Genomic DNA, 18,808 nt, shown 5'->3' with positions numbered 1-18,808 from the left:
CCTAAATAGACGTTACAGCCTTATACATCCAGCCCCTTCGCGAGATCTTCTCGCTGGACTTCAAAGATATAATTGACCACCTTGTTGCTGACGGAGCGCGAGAGATGCTGGAACTCCGCCCCGACATGGTAAATGTAGAGGTCCTCATCGAGATCGAGCGGTATGCGGGTAACGCGTGCGATCCTGCACATGACCTCAAGCGTCCCGAGTCTCGGAATATTATCGATCTCGATGCCCGCCTGCGAACCGACAAGCACTTCATGGGACAGGACGAAGCAGATGCCCTTGCCGCTGAGATCGATCGTCCGCGTAGCGATCAGATCCCCGATCTTGCCCTGCAGATCGACGAGGCGGACACGAATCGGAAGATTGATGTGCACGCGCACGAACTCACGGTTCTGATGGCGTTCGACCGTACCAGGCTTCGTGACATGCCAAACCGGGATGCGTCCATCCTGCCTCGCCGCCCCCTTGAAAACGGTGAAGAAGCGATAGCGGCACTGCTTGCCGACTGCGAGCGTGTAGATGCGCTCCCCCTTGCGCGGGATAACCGGCACGCGCTTGCTGTCGACGGGCATCGCGAGGACGAGAGAATCGTTCGTGATATCCTCGATGCGGCTCGAATAGCGCGTGTCACTGTCCTCCGTGTAGAGTTCGATGCGCTGTCCAACCTTCAGGACTTCTTTCGCTTGTATAATTTCGCCCGGCATGAAAAAGTTCCTCCATGTTTAACATTAAAATCTAAAAATTTGCTTCAAAAATCCTTTCCAGCCGCGTTTTACGGTCATGCGGCTTCCGTACAGCACGCTGTTTGCTAGGCCTTGAATGCAGCGCGCTGCGACGGAATGGGGCTGTACTGCGACAAACGGCTTCTGCTGGCGCACCGATCGCATGACGGCACTGTCCTCAAAGATGTAGCCGAGGCATTCGAGCGGCATGCCCAAGAACCGGTCCGCCGTCTGCTGCAGCTTCGCGACGACCTCGCGGCTCTCCGCCTCGTCGTAGACGCGATTCACGACGAGCTTCAAATTCTTCGTCGCCGTGTACATGCTGTACGCCTTCATGACGGCATAAGCATCCGTGAGCGCCGTCGGCTCCGGCGTCGTGACGAGCACGACCTCGTCGGCAGCGAGAATGAAATCCATGACATTCTTTCCAAGCCCCGCTCCCGTATCGACGAGAATGATGTCGGCGAGCTCCGCGCAAGCCGAAAGCTTGCCCATGAGGCGCTGCCGCTCTTCGTAGGTAAACGCCGCCGCCTTCTCGATGCCGGATCCGCCCGAGATGTAGCGCACGCCGTACGGTCCCTCCTGCAGGACATCCGATAGCTCCGTGCCATCCTCCAGCAGGTTGAGCAAATGTGTTTTGGATCGGCTGCCGAGCACGACATCGACGTTTGCCATGCCGAGATCTGCGTCAACGACCAGCACGCGGCTTCCAGCCATGCCGAGCGCGATCGCGAGGTTGACCGTCAGATTCGTCTTGCCGACGCCCCCCTTGCCGCTCGTCACGGCGATGACGCGTGTACAGAAATTGCCGGCAGACACCTTCTGCGGCACATCGTATTGCTCGTTCCGCGCCATCCCCGGTTTCGCTCCGACCATCTGCCGAAGCCTCGATGCCTGATCTGCCATGTCATTCCCTCAGTAAAACAGCCGCGAGCTCCGCTGGCCCTGCCGGCACGATATCATCTGGTACGCTCTGCCCCGTCGTAAAGTACGAGAGCGGCAGCTCCCGCTTCGCGAGCAGGTTCAAAATAAGCCCGACGCTCGACGTCTCATCCGTCTTCGTGAAGATCACGCGCGTCGGATCGCAGACAGCGAATTTCTCGATGATTTCCGCCGCATCGCGCTCCTTCGTCGTCGCACTGAGGACGAGATGGCGCTCCATATTGGCGTAGACGGCGAGGAAATCCTGCAGTTCCTTCATCTGATAGGCATTGTGCTGGCTTCTGCCCGCTGTATCGATGAGAATGAGATCCTTGTCGCGGTGCTTGTGGATCGCGACCTTCAGCTCATCGGGCGAGTAGACGATCTCGATCGGCAGGCCGAGTATGTCGGAATACGTCTTAAGCTGCTCGACGGCAGAGATGCGGTACGTGTCCGCCGTGACGAGCGCGACCTTGATGCCGCGTTCGAGGACGAAACGCGCCGCGATTTTCGCGAGCGTCGTCGTCTTGCCTACGCCCGTCGCACCGATGAGCGCGGCGACGCGAACGCCGTGCTGGTTCAGTTCGATGCCATCCGAAAAATGCATTTTCCTCGCGAGGTAGTCCGCGACGACCCCATTTGCGCGGTCGTCGAGACTGTCGATGAGCGTGTCGCCCGCAGCGAGTGTCGCCGCCATGTCTTTCAGGATATCCTCACTTACTTCCTGACGCCGCAGCGCCTCCTGCACGGAGACCTGCCCCGGCTCCACATCCTTGCTCATGACCTGTGCGAGGAGCGTCTTCATCTGTGCAAGCTCCTGCTCAAGGCGATGGATCTTCTCGGTGTCTTCCCGCTTTTTTTCCTGCATGGGAGTCTCTTCCTTCCCGTTCTGCTTTGCCGCGCCATCGTCCGCCGTCTCTTCACCGTTCGGCGAAAACGCGGGCACGGGCGCAGCAGGCTGCGAAAAGTTCGGCGGCGAGATCGGCATCTTGGCCATGCGCACGCCCTCTTCCGTTCCATTCGTCCGATACTGCGCGAGGACGCTCGCCGGCTGTGGCGCGAGCTTTACGGGCGGCGCCTCCTCAACCGTTCGCCCGGCGCGCGATGCCGTCGCATCCGGCTCGTCCTCGACGGCTGCCGTGACCTCGACGACCTCCTGCTCGGCTCCCATGCCAAGGATGCCGTTTTTCTCCTTGTATCGTTTCGTATGAAGGATAACGGCGTCTTTTCCGAGCTCATACTTGACTTGCTCCATTGCCTCTTTCATCGTCGGCGCTTTGACTACTTTGATCTGCACCTTATACCTTCACCACCCCTAGGATCTGAATCTCGACATTCTGGTCGATTTCCGCCTGCGACAGGACGATGAGCCCTGGCACGGAACGCTCGACGAGCTTGCGGAAGTAAAGCCTTACGGCAGGGCTCGTGAGCACGATCGGCTGATAGCCCATATTCGTGAGTTTCTCAAGCTCCGTATTGAGCGTTGAGACGATCTGCTGCATCGAATCCGGGTCGAGGCTCACGTACGAGCCATGGTCCGTGCGCTGCACGGCGCCCGCAATGCGGTTTTCGAGTGCCGTATCGAGCGTGACGCACGGCAGGACACCGTTCTGCACGTACATCTGCGTGATCTGGCGCGCCATCGCATGGCGCACGTACTCCGTGAGGATCTCCGTGTCCTTCGTCGCGCGGCCGTAGTCGGCGAGCACTTCGAGGATCGTCGCCATATCGCGGATCGAAACGCGCTCGACGAGCAGGTTTTCGAGTATCTTTTGGATCTCGCCGACAGAGAGCAGGTCGGGCACGACCTCCTCGACGAGCGACGGGTTCGTCTTCTTGAGATTGTCGATGAGGTTCTGCGTCTCCTGCCTGCCGAGGATCTCCGCAGCGTGCTGCTTGATGACTTCCGTGAGATGCGTCGCGAGCACGGAGACGGCGTCGACGACCGTGTAGCCGTTGAGCTCCGCCTGCTCGCGCTCCGCCTCCGGGATCCAAAGTGCCGGCAGGCCGAATGCCGGCTCCTGTGTCTCGATGCCCGGCACTTCCTCGAAGACCGTGCCCGAATTCATCGCGAGGTAGTGGTCGAGCATGAGCTCGCCCTTCGCGATTTCGATGCCTTTGAGCTTGATGATGTAGGCATTCGGTTTGATCTGGATATTATCGCGGATGCGGATCGTCGGCACGACGAGACCGAGCTCGAGCGCGCACTGGCGGCGGATCATGACGATGCGGTCGAGAAGATCGCCGCCCTGCCCCGTATCGACGAGCGGGATGAGCGAGTAGCCGATCTCGAGTTCCATCGGATCGACCTGCAGCAGCGAAACGACGTTTTCCGGCGTCGTCGCCTGACGCTTCTCCTGAACCTTCTTCTCCGTTTTCTCCGACTCGACCTGCACCTCGTTCCTGCGGCGCAGGCTCCAGCCGATAAAGCCGCACAGCACGGAGAGCACGAGGAACGGCACGCCCGGAAGCCCTGGCATGAGTGCCATGAAGACGAGGATCGCGGCCAGGATGAAGAAGATGCGCGCGTTGTGAAAGAGCTGCTTGACGATGTCGCCGCCGAGGTTGCCCTCCGCCGCGCTGCGCGTGACGATGATGCCCGTCGCCGTCGAGATGAGGAGCGCGGGGATCTGCGAGACGAGACCCTCGCCGACGGTCAGCAGCGTGTACTGCTGGAGCGCCTGCTGGGCGTCGAGCCCACGCTGCACCATGCCGATGACGAAGCCGCCGGAAATATTGATCAGGATGATGATGATTGCGGCGATCGCATCGCCCTTGACGAACTTGGACGCGCCGTCCATTGCGCCGAAGAAATCCGATTCGCGCTGGATCTTTTCGCGGCGTTTCTTCGCCTCCGCATCGGTGATCGCGCCTTGATTGAGGTCGGCGTCGATCGCCATCTGCTTGCCGGGCATCGCGTCGAGCGTGAATCGTGCCGAAACCTCTGCAACGCGCTCCGAGCCCTTCGTGATTACGATGAAGTTGATCGTGACGAGGATCGCGAATATGATGATGCCGACGACGGCGTTGCCGCCGACGACGAAGTTGCCGAACGCCGTGATGACCTCGCCCGCGTAGCCCTCCAGCAGGATGAGACGCGTCGAGGAGATGTTGAGCGCGAGGCGGAACAGTGTCGTGATCAAGAGAAGCGACGGGAACACCGACAGATCGAGCGCCTCGACATTGTAGATTGCCGACATCATGACGAGCAGGGCAATCGTGATGTTCAGGCAGATCAACAGATCCAAAAGAATCGTCGGCAGCGGAATGATCATCATGATGACAATCGTGACGATTGCCACGGCGATGAGGACATCGCTGTATCTCTGGATAAGAGAACCGCCGCCGAGCGGGGCGGCAGCCGCCTGTGGTGCAGCCATAAATCATGCTCCTTTTTGGTCTTTTGACAACGATTTGGCATCGATCACGCACGCCTGCGATGTTTGAGGCGGTAGACGTACGCGAGGACCTCGGCCACGGACTGGTAGAGTTCCTGCGGCACGGCATAGCCGATTTCGACCGTCGCGTAGAGCGTGCGCGCGAGTGGCTTGTTTTCGACGATCGCGATGCGGTGCTCCCGCGCGATCGCCTTGATCTTCTGCGCGACGAGATCCTGCCCTTTTGCCACGACGACAGGTGCCGCCATGCCTTTTTTGTACTGGAGCGCGACGGCGAAATGCGTCGGGTTCGTGACGATGACATCCGCCTTCGGGACTTCCTGCATCATGCGCGCCATAGCCATCTGTCGCTGCTTCTGACGGATCTTGCCCTTGATCTGCGGATCGCCTTCCGACTGCTTCATCTCGTCCTTGACTTCCTGCTTCGTCATCTTGAGATCCTGCGTCGTCTGCCATTTCTGGTAGGCGTAGTCGAGGATCGCGATGACGAGAATGACCCCGATGATCTTGAACGCCATCGTGAAGATGATATCCGCAATCTTCGCAAGGCTCGTGCCGAGATCGTAGTAAATGAACTGCGGAATCGTCAGAAACTCATGTTTCAGGACGACGTACAGGAACCCGCCGATGATGAGAATCCTCAGAAGCGACTTCACGAGCTCGACGAGCGACCGCTTCGAGAAGATGCGCCCGATTCCGTTGATCGGATTCAGGTTGCTGAGCTTCGGTTCGATCTTCTCCGTGCTGAAGATGAGCCCGACCTGGAAGAAATTGATCGCGAGCCCTATGAGCATGATGCCGATCATGATGGGAAGCGCCGTCTTCGCGAGAACCGTCACCATGCCGATGAAGAGCCGGACGACGGTCTCCGTGTCGACCGTCTGGTTCATATTCGAGAAGATGTACATCGTGTAGTCGGCGATGCTATGGTATATGTAGTCCCATAACACCTTGAGCGAGAAGAAGCCGACGAGCAGGACGAACGCCGTGTTCATCTCCTGGCTTCTGCCGACCTGGCCTTTCTTCGCCGCGTCGGCACGCTTCTTCGCCGTCGGCTCCTCCGTCTTGTCCCCATCTGCAAAGAGCTGGAGATCGAACGGGAAGCGTGGGCGTCCCAGTGCCTCGCTACTGCAAGGCGCTGAGGGCGATCCGGATATTTCCATACATCTCATTGAACAGCACATCCAAAAAAACGACATAGAACGGCAGCACCATCGAGAGCGTGAGGACGCCGATGGCAATCTGCAGCGGCAGGCCGACGACGAAGATGTTGAGCTGCGGCATCGTCCGCGCGAGGATGCCGAGCCCGACGTTCGTCAAGAGGATCGCAAACGTCACGGGCATCGCGACCTTCATGCCCGTCACAAAAACGCCCGAGACGAAATTCGACAGGATGAGCGGCAGCGAGAGGCTCGGCTGCATCGTCAGGATCGGAAGCGTCCGAAAACTCTCGACGAGCGTCGCGATGAGCATGTGATGCCCGTTGACGGCAAGGAAGACGATGACGCTCAGATTATAAAGAAAGCTTCCGATGAGCGGGATCTGCTGGCCAGATGTCGGATCCATGACGTTGACCATCGCGAACCCGACCTGCATGTCCATGACCTTGCCTGCGAAATGGACGGCAGAGAATGCGATGTACGCCACAAAGCCGATGAGCCAGCCGATGAACAGCTCTGCGAGGACCGCTGCGCCGTAGTAAGCGAGCCCCGAAGGCGGCGTCCCGATGCCGGTCGAATCAACGACTGGAAAGAGCACGGCCGCCATCGCGAGTGCCGCGCCCGCACGGAAGTAGACCGGGATATTCATGCTGCCAAAGAACGGCGAAATGACGAAAATCCCGCTCACCCTAGTGAGGAGCAGGAGAAATACCGCCCAGTGCTCGGCGAGGAGGTCGTAGAAATCCATGCTGTCTCACCCCCTAGCTGATGTACGAGGGCAGGTTCACCAGTATATTCGTCAGGTACTCGACCATGATGCGAAGCATCCACGGGCCGAATATGAGAATGGCGACGAAGACGGCGATGATCTTCGGGATAAACGCGAGCGTCTGTTCCTGAATGGACGTCGTCGCCTGAAACACGCTGACGAGGAGGCCGACGATGAGTCCGAGCCCGAGCATCGGCGCCGAGACGAGCATGACAATCCAAAGAGCTTGCTGCCCGAGCTGAATGACGAGATCGCCTGACATGACTTCCTCCTGCTGCTTGCTACTTAAAGCTGACGATGAGCGACTTGATCAGAAGATGCCAGCCGTCGACCATGACAAAAAGCAGGATCTTGAACGGCAGGGAAATCATGACCGGCGGCAGCATCATCATGCCCATCGACATGAGCGTGCTCGCGACGATCATATCGATGACGATGAACGGGATGTATATGAGAAACCCGATCTGGAACGCCGTCTTGAGCTCGCTGATGAGGAACGCCGGAATGAGCGTGAACGTCGAGACGTCCTCCTGCGACTCCGGCCGCTCCGCATCGGAGAGATTGACGAAGAGCGCGAGGTCGGTCTCGCGCGTCTGCTTGAACATGAACTCGCGAAGCGGCGCGACCGTATTGGTCAGCGCCTCCTCCTGCGTGATCTCGCCTGCGAGATACGGCTGGATGCCCTGCTCATTCGCCTCGCCCCAGTACGGTGCCATGACGTAAAAGGTCAAAAACAGCGAGAGCGCGATGACGACCTGATTCGGCGGCACGTTCTGCGTCGAGAGCGCGTTGCGCAAAAAACCGATGACGACGACGATCCGAACGAATGACGTCGTCATGATGAGGATGGACGGAGCGAGCGAGACGATCGTGAGAACCGCCATGACCTGCAAGGTCACCGCGACGTCCTGCGGGCCGTTCGCCGAGCCGATGCCCACATTGACCGATGGGATAAGCGGCGCTGCCTGTGCAGCATGCGGCAGCAAGACGGCTGCGAGCGCTCCGATGATCGCAAGCGCTACATTGCGGTAAGGCAACGACATGCCACTCCTTCCCCCCAAATACTTCCCACCCTGCCGCTCACTTCCGAAACAGCGGCGGCAGCTTCTGTGCAAGCCCCGAAAGCGCACCGAACTGCTTCGAAAAGACGTCGGGCGCGAGCGGCGAGGCATCTGCCTCGCGCTCAAGCCGCACGATCTCCTGCGGATCCGTGACCTCGGAAAGCAGCGTGATCGAGTGCTCCGTCACGCCGAGCAAGTAGACGCGTCCCGCCATGCGCACGGTGCAGACCGAGCGCCCCGGACCGAGCGGCAGGTGCGTCAGGATGCGCCCGCCCACGGCATTTCCCTGCTTAGCAAAACGACCGCCCAAGAACCGTGCCGCCAAATATGCCATTCCCACCACGAAGGCAAAAATGACAAAAAGGCTGGCAAGGTAAGCAGCGGTCGACCACCAAGAAATCGAGGACGGACGTGGATCTGCATTCTCATATCCGGCAAGATACCCGCCCTGAGCAGCCTCTTCAGCTGCCCGTGCGGGCTCTGCGCCAAGCAGGATGAAGACGGCAAAAGCCAAAAAGCCAATCGACAGAAGTCTTTTTGTATTCATTAGCCTACTGCTTTGCGGACAGCCTCCAGGACGCGGTCAGCCTGGAACGGCTTGACGATAAAGTCGCGCGCGCCGGCTTGGATCGCCTCGATGACCATGGCCTGCTGCCCCATGGCGCTGCACATGACGACCTTTGCATTCGGATCGACTTTCTTGATCTCCTTGACTGCGCTGATCCCATCCATCTCAGGCATCGTGATATCCATCGTGACGAGATCGGGCTTGAGTTCCTGATACTTCTCGAGTGCCTTCATGCCGTTCTCCGCTTCACCGACGATCTCATAGCCGTTCTTCGAAAGAATGTCCTTCACCATCATGCGCATGAATGCAGCATCGTCAACGACCAAAACACGTGTTGCCATCTTTACATCTCTCCTTGTGTCCAATGAACTCCATCAAACAATCCAATTCTCTAGTAAATCATTATATAAGAAAACGTTCCGCGTTACAAGCTGTCTTTTCAGATAAGTCCCTGCTTAGCAGGTGTTTTCCGCATGCAGCACGGCTTACGAAAGGCGCGCCGCACGCTCGGCCGGACTCGCGATCTCCGTGATGCGGACACCGAAGTTCTCATCGATGACGACCACTTCGCCCTTGGCGAGGAACTTGCCGTTGACATTGATGTCGACAGGCTCGCCTGCGAGCTTGTCAAGTTCGACGATCGAACCGTTTGTGAGCTCGAGGATCTCCTTGATCGACTTCTTCGTGCGGCCGAGCTCGACCGTGACTTGCAGGGGAACATCGAGGATCAGCCCGATGTTCGCGTCGTTGACCTGCACGGGCTGCGTGCTGAGCGGTGTGAACTGTGCAGGCGATACTGGCACATTCGTCGCAACGTGCGGTTGTGCAGCCATTCCATAACCCCCTTGCGGCATTGGTGCAGCCTGCTGCGGTGCAGGCGCTGCAGCAGGTGCCGGTGCAGGTGCTGCGGCAGGCGCCGGTGCAGGTGCCGCAGCAGGCGCTGGCGCTGCCACAGGCTCCGGCTCTTCCGCCTGCCCGCTGGCCGTCAGCGATTCCACCATTTCCTTCGCGACATGAACGGGAAGGATCTGCATGATCTCGCTGTCGATGAGCCCATCGACCTCCATGCGGAACGAAATCTTGACGATCGTCTCGTCGTTCCCGACGATTTCCGTGACCTTGTCCTCAGAGCCAAGATCGATGAGATTGACGCGCGGGGGCGAGATATCGATCTTCTTGTCGAACATCGTCGAGAGCGATGTCGCGACAGCGCCCATCATCTGGTTCATCGCCTCGCCGACGGCGCTCATTGCGATCTCGCCGATCTCCGAATCGGGGTTCGAGCCGTCTCCGCCCATCATGAGATCCGCGATGATGCCGGCATCCGATGCCTGGATCGCGAGGATATTATTGCCATCTATGCCGATCGTATAGCCGACCTCGACGATGAGGTACGGCATCGGGTACTGATCCTTGATGGCGCTCATCGTCGCAAGCGAGACGTTCGGCGTCGTGATGTTTACCTTGTTCCCCAAAAGCACGGAAAGCGTCGTCGCGGCGCTTCCCATCGAGATGTTGCCGATTTCCCCGAGCGCATCCTTCTCCATGTCCGTGAGCGCATTCGTATCAATCTGAGATGCATCCGCGGCAGAGGCGTCCGCCGATGCATCGCCTTTCGCTGCTGCGGCGTCCGCATCCGCAGGGGCATCGCCTTTCGCTGCTGCAGCATCATCGCCGCCGCCGTTTAGCAAGGCGTCAATCTCCTCCTGCGAGATCATATCGTCACTCATCCGTTCCTTCATCTCCTTCTTCTATTGTCCGTGTAATCTGAACTGCCATCTTCTTGCCCGATACGCCGGGGCGGCAGTAGAACTTTGCGCGCTTTCCCACGCGGCAGAGAAGCTCGTCCTTCACGCCCGTGTCAAGCTGGAGCACGTCGCCAAATCCCAAGGTCAGGAACTCGTTGATCGAAATGTGGATCTCGCCCATCTCAACGACAAACGGCACATGCGTGCGCTCGATCTTCCGCTGCAGGATCTTGATCTGCTCCGGATCGTCATCCTTCGTGACCGATGCCGCAACCCAAAACGTCGTCGTGAGCTTCGACATGATCGGTTCCAGGACGAGGTACGGGATGCAGATGTTCATCATCCCCTCGACTTCGCCGATCTTCATCTGGATCGTGATGATGACGACCATATCGCTCGGCGGCACGATCTGCGTGAACTGCGGATTCGACTCCGTCGCCTCGATCGACGGATTCATCTGGACCACGTTTGACCACGCCTCGCGGAAATGCTCCATTGTCGTTTCCATGAAGCGCTTCATCACGGCTTCCTCGATCTCCGTCAGCGTGCGCGGCTTGATCGCCGTCTTGCCCTCACCGCCGAACACGCGGTCAATGAAGGCGAACGCGATGCCCGTATTGACCTCCACGATGATGTTGCCCTTGAGCGGCGGCACGGCGAGCACGCTGATAACCGACGGGTTCGCGAGCGACTGGATGAACTCCTGATACGTGAGCTGCTCGACGGATGCGACCTCGACGCTGACCACCGTGCGCAAATGCGTCGAGAGGTAGGTGTTGAGTCCCCGTGAAAATGTCTCATGCAGCATGAACAGCGTGCGGATCTGATCCTTTGAGAACTTGTCCGGCCGCTTGAAGTCGTAGACTTTGACTTTTTTTTGCTCCTCATCCGCTTTGACTTCTTCTGCGGAAACCGATCCATCTGAGAGAGCGGATAGGAGCTTGTCTATCTCAGATTGGGACAGTACGTCTTCTGCCAATCTTCATCCTCCTTCCTTCGAGGTAAGCGCCTCGGGGGTTACTGGAGCATGAAGCTCGTGATGTAGACATCGTAGACCGAGCCTTGCCCGAGTTTGTCGTTCAGCTCGTCCTTGATGCGCTTCTTGAGCTGATCCTGCTTCGTCGCGTCGAACTCGTCGAGCTTCGAGCTTCTGAGGATCTGGATCGTCGTGTCGAGAATCTTCGTCTCGGCCATCGGCTGGAGCTTCCCGTCGAGCATGTTGTCCTTCTTGCCGGGGTTCATCTCGAGAACGATGCCCGCCTTCAGGAACTTGCCCGCTTTCTGCCCGCCTACATTGACAAGGATGCCTTCCTTTGGATCGCCCAGCTTGACGAAGACCCCCGCATCATGATGCTCGCTCACGGCCTCCTTGCTGCCCGTGTCCGCCATCATCTTCGTCGTGATGAAGAACGAAATGCCTGCCGCGAGCACAAGCCCTACGAGCACGAGAACGACGACCAGGATGATCGGGGACTTCTTTTTCTCCGCCGCTTCCTGTACTGCTGGAGCGTCTTTTTTCTCATCCGCCATAAAGTAATCCCTCCATATAATGTTCCATTAACCATTATACCAACTGTTTGGGAAATGTCTACCTGTAAATCCCATCAAAATTGATGGAGCGCCCGACGGTACTTCATGACGCGGCGGACAATTTCATCCATCGGCTCATCGACGATGAGCTTCTTTCCGTTCGTCAGGGTCACGACCGTGTCCGGCGTTTCCTCGATCGTCTCGATGATCTCCGCATTGAGGACGAACTCACCCTTTTGATTGGTCTTCGAGTTAAACTTCGTCAGCATGATCATTTCGCTTGCATCTCCCTGCTATCGCAATTTATACCGTCTACACTTTATTATATGTTCGTCAGGTCTCGCCAATTTCCTTTATTTTTTTAGTGGAATCGAAAAAATTCTTAAAAAAGAAATGAAAACCTCCTTGTGAAATGAAAAAACCTCCCTGAAGGGAGGTTTCAGATCCAAACGCAACCGTTTAGCGCTTCATGCCGATGACGGTCTCGAGCATCTCGTCGTCGACCGTGATGATCTTCGAGTTCGACTGGAAGCCGCGCTGCGTGATGATCATGTCGGAGAACTCGTTCGCGATATCGACATTTGACATCTCGAGCGCGGACGGCGTGATCGAGCAGCCGAGGTCGGACGCCGTCTTGATATTCGCGACGCCGGAGTTGTTGGACTCCTGGTAGAAGTTGCCGCCGGTTTTCGTGAGACCGGACGCGTTGTTGAACTGCGCGATGGCGACCTGCGCCTCGTTGCGCTTGACGCCGTTCGTATACGTGCCCGTGATGATGCCGGACGCATCGACGGAGACTTCCTTGAGCGTGCCGGCCGCATGCCCGTCGGAGTCCGCCTTCTGCGTGTTGCTGCCACTGTACTGCGTGAGGGAGGAGAGATCGACGGTGGCCGTCATCGAGGAGTGGATCGTCGCCGCGCCGCCGCCGGGCGACACGCTTGCCGAGCCCGCGCCATTCGTGAGCGTGAGCTCCGGCGAGCCGCTGCCGCTGACGTACTTGCCGTTGTAGTCAAACTGCAGCTCGACGGGCGTCATCGAGACGGTCGTCGTCGAGCCGTCGGCCTCCTTGATTTCCGTCGCGCCGAGCGACACGCGCCACTTGTCATAGGAGTTCGGCGGCGTCGTTGCCGAGGGAACCTTCTCGAAGTTCAGCAGGACCTTGTGCAGGTTTCCGAGGCTGTCGTAGACATTGGCAATCGTCGTCGCGGGGACACTGTTCCCCTGCTTGACTTCCATTTTCGTCGCCGAGGCAGGGGTGGAATCATACGTGCCCGCAGTCACCGTCCAGGTCGAGCCGTCGGAAAGCGTCAGCGTGAGCGGATTGGTTGCCGAGGCCGTCTGCGAACCGCTCTGCGCAGTACCTGCAGCATTCTTTATCCCCGTTACCTTCAGCGAACTCGTCGAAGAAGCTGGAGCGGGAGTGACAGTGGCCGGCGTGTACGTCACACTCGCATTCTTCGTCGTGATGGTCGTCGTCGTCCCATCGGAGAGCTTCAGCGTCAGCGAGGTGACATTCGTCCCGTCAACTGCCGTCGGAGCCGTGATGGTCTTGCCGTTTTGATCCTTCATCGAGACGATGGTCGGCGTGGAGGAATTCAGATTGCCGTTATAGGAAATCTTCGTCGTCGCAGCCGCGTCCATCGCCTTTCCGGACGGGATCTGGATCGTGCCCGGCGTGCTCGCCGTCGTCAGCGTGCCGTTGGCATCCGCCATCCAGCCTTGGACAAAGCCGCCGTTGCCGTGCATGACGTAATTGCCGAGCGCATCAAAGGTGAAGTTGCCGTCGCGCGTGTAGTACTGGCCGCTGTTCGTCTTGACGACGAAGAGGCCGTTGCCGCTCAGCGCGAGGTCGGTATTCTTACCCGTCTGCTGCGCGCTCGCATCGTTGAAGATGAGGTCCGTCGAGGCGACGGAAACGCCGAGGCCAATCTGCTTCGGGTTCGTGCCGCCCAGGTTGCCCGTCGGCGCGGAGGCGCCTGCCTGCGTCTGCGAGAGCATGTCGGCAAACGTCGCGCGGCTCGACTTGAAGCCGTTCGTATTGACGTTTGCGATGTTGTTGCCGATGACGTCCATGCGCGTCTGATGGGACTTTAGCCCAGAGACGGCAGAGAAAAGGGAACGCATCATAATGAATCTTCCTTTCCTTTATGGCAGAAGAAGTTATGATGCAGCAAATGGGAAGCCGTCTGTCGTTCGGGCTTCCGTAGGATCTCCATTTGGTCCAATCCTATAGTATTGCTGCACTGTCGATGTTGGTAAAGATACTCTCCTTGGCACCTATGCCATCCATGGCGGTTATCACCGTTCGATTGGGAACGCTCACGATGAGCGCGGCATCATGCAGGCAAACGAGCGATTCCTTCGCGCCTTTTGCCGCCATTTTCTCCACGGCTGCGTCGAGCTGCATGAGCTCGCCCTCCGTGAAGGCAATGCCGCGCTCATTTAGCCGCTGCACCGCGTGCTGCGAGAAGCGGACGTATCTTTGCTGTTCCTTTTCGAGCACGCTCGCAAAGGAGCAGCTTGCCGCCGTCTTTCGCTCCTCCGGCAATCTGCTTGCCGCCTGGTGATCTTGGATGGGCAGGAGAGGCTGTGTACCAAGGAATAATTTCCCAGCCTGCATGTTCTGCTCCTTTCCATTCGGTTATGCTGTTGTCAGGGGGCAGGCGCCGTCATGCCCTGCCCGATGCGGTCGAGGTCGCTGATCCTGACCTTGTACGACTTCCCGCCGGACTCGGCCACGATCGACGGCTGTCCGTCCGAAATGCTGACGCCTTTGATCCTGCCTTCGAATACTTCTTTCGATGTCTTCGGCCTTCCCGCCGCGTCGAGGACCGCCTTGCCGTCCCCGTCCAGGACGTTCGTGACCTTCGTCCACTGGACTTCCTTGCCGATCATCGTGCTGAGCTGTCCGACGAGCACGGACGTATCGATGTTGCCGACGAGGCTCGAGACCTTCGAGAGGCCTTCCGAGACATTCGTCATCTGCTCGAGTGCCGAGAACTGCGCGAGCTGCGACAGGTACTGGCTGTTGTCCTGCGGGTCAAGCGGATCCTGATACTGCATCTGCGTGACGAGAAGCTGCAGGAATGCGTCCTTGCCGAGCGCGTTCTTCTTCGCGGCATTCGTGATGCTTGCTGCACTCGCGGCATTTGCCGACGCGCCCTGCATGTTCATCTTGCCGTAAGTCTCGGCATCGTAGGTGACGCCGTTTACCGTGATCGTGTTGAGTGAATTTGGCATAGCTGCCTCCTTATCTTGCTCTTGGACTCAGATTCGATAGTCTACGCCCTGCGTCAGGCCGTGCGGTGCCTGCGCACGATCCGCGCCCAATGCCTGTGCGGCTGCTGCCGCTGCGAGTGCATCGGCTTCGTCTGCGTAGTTCTCGGCATCCATGCCATGGCCTTGGCTGCTTTGCGCGCCGCTGCCTGCGTGTCCCTGCGGATCCTGGTATGCCTGTCCGCCTTGCCCCTGCGGAAGTTGATCGCTCATGCCGGAGAATACTTCGACGTTGTCGACCTTGATGCCCTGGTTGTTGAGATCCTGCCGGAGCTGCACGAGCGAATTCTCGATCGCGGCGCGTACCTCCGCATGCGGGCTGTGGAACGAGGCGCTTACCGCGCCGCCTTCCGAAACGGAAATCCTAAGCGTAAGCTCGCCGAGGTGTTCCGGCTTCAGCTTGATGACCATTTCCGTATCCGCCGCACGGCGGATGAGACGTGCCTGATCGACGATCTGACGCGGGATATCGTAGTCTGCCTGCGGCTGTTGCGGCGGTGCCTGCCGCGTGCCCATGATGCTTTCGTGGAGCGTCTGCTGGAATGCGCTCGGCGCGACCGCCGTGCTCGTCCGAGGCTGCACCTGCGCCGGCGCGTCTGCGCTCTGTGCGCCGCTCCGATCCATGGGAGCCGCATCGCGTTTCGCTTTTTCAGGTGCTGCCTGTGCAGGCGCACCGCCCTGCTGGTCCTGGCTTCTGTCCTGCTGGCTCTCCTTGCCCGCTCCCTGTCCGCCATCCTTTGCGGCCTGCGGGGCGGGCGCGATCGGTGCGGCACTCTGCTGCACGCTTTGTGCGGGCTGCTGCACCTCAGTGCCTGCGCCCTGCTCGCTCGCCTTCCCGGCTTGCTGGATCGGTGCTGCAGCGTGCTGAGCAGCGTTTTGCTGCGCAGCCTGAAGCGGCGTTGCCGCCTGCGCTGCCATGCCCTGCGCATCCGGTTCGACGGCCACGCCCGTGACCATCGCTGCGGCAGGCTGTGCCTGCACCGCTTCGCCTTCTGCTGAAGCGGTCTGCATGGTGCTCGCCTGTACGGCGACATGCGGTGCGGCGTTCGGCATGGGCTGTAGGAGCGCATCGACCGTCTCGCCCGCCTGCGCGAGTCCTGCTTCAAGCGGCGTTGCCGCTTGCACGGACGGCGTCTCCTGTGCCTGCCCTTTCACGGGCTGCATCCAGGCTGGGACTGCTTTTCCCTGCGCCTCCTGCTTGCCCGCGTTTTTGAGCTGCTGCCCGGAAAGCATGGCGAGGAAATCCTGGCTCTTCGCCTGTGCTGCGGCATCCTGCGGCATGAGGCTTTGAAGGCCTGCCTGCGGCGCTGCGGCCTTTGCCGCCGCATCCTGCAGATCGCCTGCTGCGGCAGGCGGATCGGATCCGTCCTCTGCCGCCTTCGGCTTCTCTTCGGTCCTTGCGCCCTGCACCATGGCAGCGGCTTCCGTTGCGACCGCGTCCTCTGCTGCGTCTGCTGCATCGGATGGGCCTGAGTCCTTGCTTCTCGCGGCGGACTTCACATTGCTTGCTGCCGCGTCGTCCTTCGCTGCCTTTACGTCCCTGTCCGTCCGGTCAGCCTTGGCATCCTTCACATCCTTCGTATCCATGCGGCTGCTCCGTGCGCGGCTCATCGCCGCGTCAAAGCTTTGGTCGGTGCTAGCTTTCACGCCAGTGCCCATCGCCCGCGCAGCAGGTTTCGGCGCCTGCCCGTTCGCGCTTGCCCCTGCCTGTGCCTGCGTGGGCTGAATTGTATGTTCCATGCTCTCACCTCCCTTCATTATGTTATCGGATGAATCCAACCATTCCTTAAATAAAAGTTACGCGTTTTCTCAAAAAGAAAAAGCACGGCATGGAGCTATGCCATGCCGTGCTTCGGTTCCTTATTGGTTCTGTGCACTGGCGGATGCGTCCTGCCCGGCGCCGCCGTTTTCCGCCGCTTGTTCCTCCTGCATCTGCTTTTCGATGTCGGCTGCCGTGAGCACGCGCTTTTTCGTTCCCTCATAAAGCATCTGCGTGAGGCGCGCCGTCTTTTGCGGCTCAAACTGCGTGAGAACCTTCGCCGCGTTGCTCTCGTCCATGCGCTGCAGGATGAGCAGGATAAGGTCGTCGTCCAATGGATCCATCGCTGCCGCCGCATCCTTCGGCTTCATCTGATTGTAGAGGCGCGCGAGCTTCGAGACGCGCTTTTTTTCCGCCGCCTCGCGCTCCTTCATCTGTTTCTCGATCTCTTCCTTCGTGAGCGTGAGCTTCTTGGACTTGTCTTTCTTGTCCTTCGCTTCGGGCCTTGCGTCCTCGATCGGCTGGTTCTCCATCTCGTCCTGCGTCGGGGCAGGCTTTACGAAGTATTCGCCGATGATCGGAAGCTTGTAGAGACCGAGCGATTTATTTGCCGCCTGCGCGTCGAATATGCGCAGGTAGATGCCGATCGCAAATCCGCCGATTATGAGCACGAGCAGAAGGAACAAGATCAATACGACCTTGACGATCTTCTTTCCCTTGCCGCTTTCCTGTTCTTCGTCCATCGTATTCCTCCTGCCCTGCTACGTTATCGCATCCATACGGCTTACTGATAAATGTCGAGCACCTTGTTGACGTAGTTCTGCGTCTCGCGGTACGGCGGAACGCCGCCGTAGTCCTTGACGGCCTGCGGCCCCGCGTTGTACGCGGCGACGGCCTTTTTCACGTCGCCGCCGAAGGTATCGAGCATCTCTTTGATATACTTCGCGCCGCCCTCGACGTTCTCCCTTTCGTCGTAAGGGTTGACGCCGAGCCCTGCTGCCGTCTCCGGCATGAGCTGCATGACGCCGACGGCGCCTGCGCCCGAAACGGCATTCTGGTTGCCGCCAGACTCGACTTCTGCGACGGCGGAGACGAGCTTCGGGTCGACGCCGAACTTCGCCGACGCTTCGCGCACGAGGTCAGCAAGCGGCTTGTCGGCGATCGGAAGAGCTTCCGTCGTGCCCTTCGCGCCCGCCGCCCGCAGTGCCTTAGGGGCGGCGTCCTGCGCCGCATCGCGGTGCGCCGCTGCTGCATCTGCACCGCGCACGCCCCTCGCTTTCTCGATCTCGCTGTCCAGCTTCCTTTGGAACGGCATACCCGGCACGCCGAACTGCTCCTGTATCGCGGCGATGCGCATTTGAACCTGTCGAATCCCAGCAAAGTCTATCATAGCGTCTCCCCTGCTTTCCTCGCCCGCATCGTAAGCTGCAGGCCGATCTCATCGAGCACTTTCTGCTCCTCGCGGAACGCTTCCTCCCTGTATTCCTGAAAGCGTTTCCCACGAAGCTGCTCGATGCTCTTTAGGTAGCTCATGGCTTCCATGAGTTCTTTTCGTTTCTTCTGGCGCTGGCCCTTCGTGTGGAGGATCATGGTATTTTGCAGTTCGATCTGCTCGCGCTTCCACGCGAAGAACTGGTTGAACTGCATGAGGCGCAAAACGGTCACGCGCTTGCCCTCGCGCGAGATCGCTTCGTAGTCGCGCTGCCACTGCTGGAGTTCCTTCAGGAGCATCTCCTTGTGCCTGCGCTGATCCTCAAGCTTGCGCGAGAGCTCGGCGAACTGCATCTCGATATCCTCTTTTTTCATGCGCGTGACCTTAAGCAGCGTCTCAAGCTGAAATTTGAACTTTTTCACGAGAAATACGCTCCATTGCCATTCGCCTAAACGCCC

Annotated in this window: 21 protein-coding genes; all 21 read right to left on the bottom strand. The window is 59.1% G+C overall.

Annotated features, from left to right (window positions below):
* Nucleotides 1-20: 20 nt before the first annotated feature.
* The 21 genes from HMPREF1985_RS01050 to HMPREF1985_RS00950 all read right to left on the bottom strand — a co-directional run bounded on the left by HMPREF1985_RS01050 (nucleotide 21) and on the right by HMPREF1985_RS00950 (nucleotide 18,772).
* On the bottom strand, nucleotides 21-710 hold the full coding sequence (locus HMPREF1985_RS01050; protein WP_021770561.1) for a flagellar brake protein: 690 nt from the start codon (nucleotides 708-710) through the stop codon (nucleotides 21-23).
* Nucleotides 711-734: 24 nt separating this feature from the next.
* Complete coding sequence (locus tag HMPREF1985_RS01045) at nucleotides 735-1,634, bottom strand: MinD/ParA family protein (RefSeq protein WP_021770560.1); 900 nt, start codon at nucleotides 1,632-1,634, stop codon at nucleotides 735-737.
* Between the two features lies 1 nt (nucleotide 1,635).
* Nucleotides 1,636-2,946 carry a flagellar biosynthesis protein FlhF gene (gene flhF / locus HMPREF1985_RS01040; protein WP_021770559.1) on the bottom strand — a complete coding sequence of 437 codons (1,311 nt, stop codon included), beginning with the start codon at nucleotides 2,944-2,946 and terminating at the stop codon, nucleotides 1,636-1,638.
* 1 nt (nucleotide 2,947) lies between these two features.
* A complete protein-coding gene (gene flhA / locus HMPREF1985_RS01035) occupies nucleotides 2,948-5,029 on the bottom strand; it encodes a flagellar biosynthesis protein FlhA (protein ID WP_021770558.1) in 2,082 nt (693 codons plus the stop codon).
* 44 nt (nucleotides 5,030-5,073) lie between these two features.
* Nucleotides 5,074-6,210, bottom strand: coding sequence for a flagellar biosynthesis protein FlhB (gene flhB / locus HMPREF1985_RS01030; RefSeq protein ID WP_021770557.1), 1,137 nt, complete (start codon nucleotides 6,208-6,210; stop codon nucleotides 5,074-5,076).
* Nucleotides 6,173-6,955 carry a flagellar biosynthetic protein FliR gene (gene fliR / locus HMPREF1985_RS01025; RefSeq protein ID WP_021770556.1) on the bottom strand — a complete coding sequence of 261 codons (783 nt, stop codon included), beginning with the start codon at nucleotides 6,953-6,955 and terminating at the stop codon, nucleotides 6,173-6,175. Before fliR ends, flhB begins: the two co-directional genes overlap by 38 nt.
* Nucleotides 6,956-6,968: 13 nt before the next feature.
* Nucleotides 6,969-7,238 (bottom strand): flagellar biosynthesis protein FliQ, encoded by a 270-nt coding sequence (gene fliQ / locus HMPREF1985_RS01020; RefSeq protein WP_021770555.1) that lies wholly within the window; start codon nucleotides 7,236-7,238, stop codon nucleotides 6,969-6,971.
* 19 nt (nucleotides 7,239-7,257) lie between these two features.
* On the bottom strand, nucleotides 7,258-8,019 hold the full coding sequence (fliP, locus tag HMPREF1985_RS01015) for a flagellar type III secretion system pore protein FliP (RefSeq protein WP_021770554.1): 762 nt from the start codon (nucleotides 8,017-8,019) through the stop codon (nucleotides 7,258-7,260).
* Between the two features lie 37 nt (nucleotides 8,020-8,056).
* Nucleotides 8,057-8,584 carry a flagellar biosynthetic protein FliO gene (gene fliO / locus HMPREF1985_RS01010; RefSeq protein WP_021770553.1) on the bottom strand — a complete coding sequence of 176 codons (528 nt, stop codon included), beginning with the start codon at nucleotides 8,582-8,584 and terminating at the stop codon, nucleotides 8,057-8,059.
* A complete protein-coding gene (locus HMPREF1985_RS01005; protein WP_021770552.1) occupies nucleotides 8,584-8,946 on the bottom strand; it encodes a response regulator in 363 nt (120 codons plus the stop codon). The genes fliO and HMPREF1985_RS01005 overlap by 1 nt, the downstream gene beginning before the upstream one ends.
* 144 nt (nucleotides 8,947-9,090) lie before the next feature.
* Nucleotides 9,091-10,335, bottom strand: a complete 1,245-nt coding sequence (fliY, locus tag HMPREF1985_RS01000) for a flagellar motor switch phosphatase FliY (protein ID WP_040636644.1) — start codon at nucleotides 10,333-10,335, stop codon at nucleotides 9,091-9,093.
* A complete protein-coding gene (gene fliM, locus HMPREF1985_RS00995) occupies nucleotides 10,328-11,332 on the bottom strand; it encodes a flagellar motor switch protein FliM (RefSeq protein ID WP_021770550.1) in 1,005 nt (334 codons plus the stop codon). The genes fliY and fliM overlap by 8 nt, the downstream gene beginning before the upstream one ends.
* Nucleotides 11,333-11,370: 38 nt before the next feature.
* Nucleotides 11,371-11,883: a flagellar basal body-associated FliL family protein gene (gene fliL / locus HMPREF1985_RS00990; RefSeq protein WP_021770549.1), complete on the bottom strand. Its 513-nt coding sequence runs from the start codon at nucleotides 11,881-11,883 to the stop codon at nucleotides 11,371-11,373.
* Between the two features lie 74 nt (nucleotides 11,884-11,957).
* Nucleotides 11,958-12,158 (bottom strand): flagellar FlbD family protein, encoded by a 201-nt coding sequence (locus tag HMPREF1985_RS00985; protein ID WP_021770548.1) that lies wholly within the window; start codon nucleotides 12,156-12,158, stop codon nucleotides 11,958-11,960.
* 184 nt (nucleotides 12,159-12,342) lie between these two features.
* Complete coding sequence (locus HMPREF1985_RS00980) at nucleotides 12,343-14,010, bottom strand: flagellar hook protein FlgE (RefSeq protein WP_021770547.1); 1,668 nt, start codon at nucleotides 14,008-14,010, stop codon at nucleotides 12,343-12,345.
* Nucleotides 14,011-14,110: 100 nt separating this feature from the next.
* On the bottom strand, nucleotides 14,111-14,503 hold the full coding sequence (locus tag HMPREF1985_RS00975; RefSeq protein WP_021770546.1) for a TIGR02530 family flagellar biosynthesis protein: 393 nt from the start codon (nucleotides 14,501-14,503) through the stop codon (nucleotides 14,111-14,113).
* Between the two features lie 32 nt (nucleotides 14,504-14,535).
* Nucleotides 14,536-15,123: a flagellar hook assembly protein FlgD gene (locus tag HMPREF1985_RS00970; RefSeq protein WP_021770545.1), complete on the bottom strand. Its 588-nt coding sequence runs from the start codon at nucleotides 15,121-15,123 to the stop codon at nucleotides 14,536-14,538.
* A gap of 27 nt (nucleotides 15,124-15,150) precedes the next feature.
* On the bottom strand, nucleotides 15,151-16,899 hold the full coding sequence (locus HMPREF1985_RS00965; protein ID WP_040636642.1) for a flagellar hook-length control protein FliK: 1,749 nt from the start codon (nucleotides 16,897-16,899) through the stop codon (nucleotides 15,151-15,153).
* Nucleotides 16,900-17,019: 120 nt separating this feature from the next.
* Nucleotides 17,020-17,661 (bottom strand): magnesium transporter MgtE N-terminal domain-containing protein, encoded by a 642-nt coding sequence (locus tag HMPREF1985_RS00960; RefSeq protein ID WP_021770543.1) that lies wholly within the window; start codon nucleotides 17,659-17,661, stop codon nucleotides 17,020-17,022.
* A 41-nt stretch (nucleotides 17,662-17,702) separates the two neighbouring features.
* On the bottom strand, nucleotides 17,703-18,308 hold the full coding sequence (locus HMPREF1985_RS00955; RefSeq protein WP_021770542.1) for a lytic transglycosylase domain-containing protein: 606 nt from the start codon (nucleotides 18,306-18,308) through the stop codon (nucleotides 17,703-17,705).
* Entirely contained in the window at nucleotides 18,305-18,772 is a 468-nt protein-coding gene (locus HMPREF1985_RS00950; protein ID WP_021770541.1) for a flagellar export protein FliJ, read from the bottom strand. The genes HMPREF1985_RS00955 and HMPREF1985_RS00950 overlap by 4 nt, the downstream gene beginning before the upstream one ends.
* Between the last annotated feature and the right edge of the window lie 36 nt (nucleotides 18,773-18,808).

Origin of the sequence: Mitsuokella sp. oral taxon 131 str. W9106, assembly GCF_000469545.1 — a bacterium.
Lineage (GTDB): Bacteria > Bacillota > Negativicutes > Selenomonadales > Selenomonadaceae > AWVT01.
Note: the sequence above shows the minus strand (reverse complement) of the source record. Positions and strands in the feature narration are given on the sequence as shown.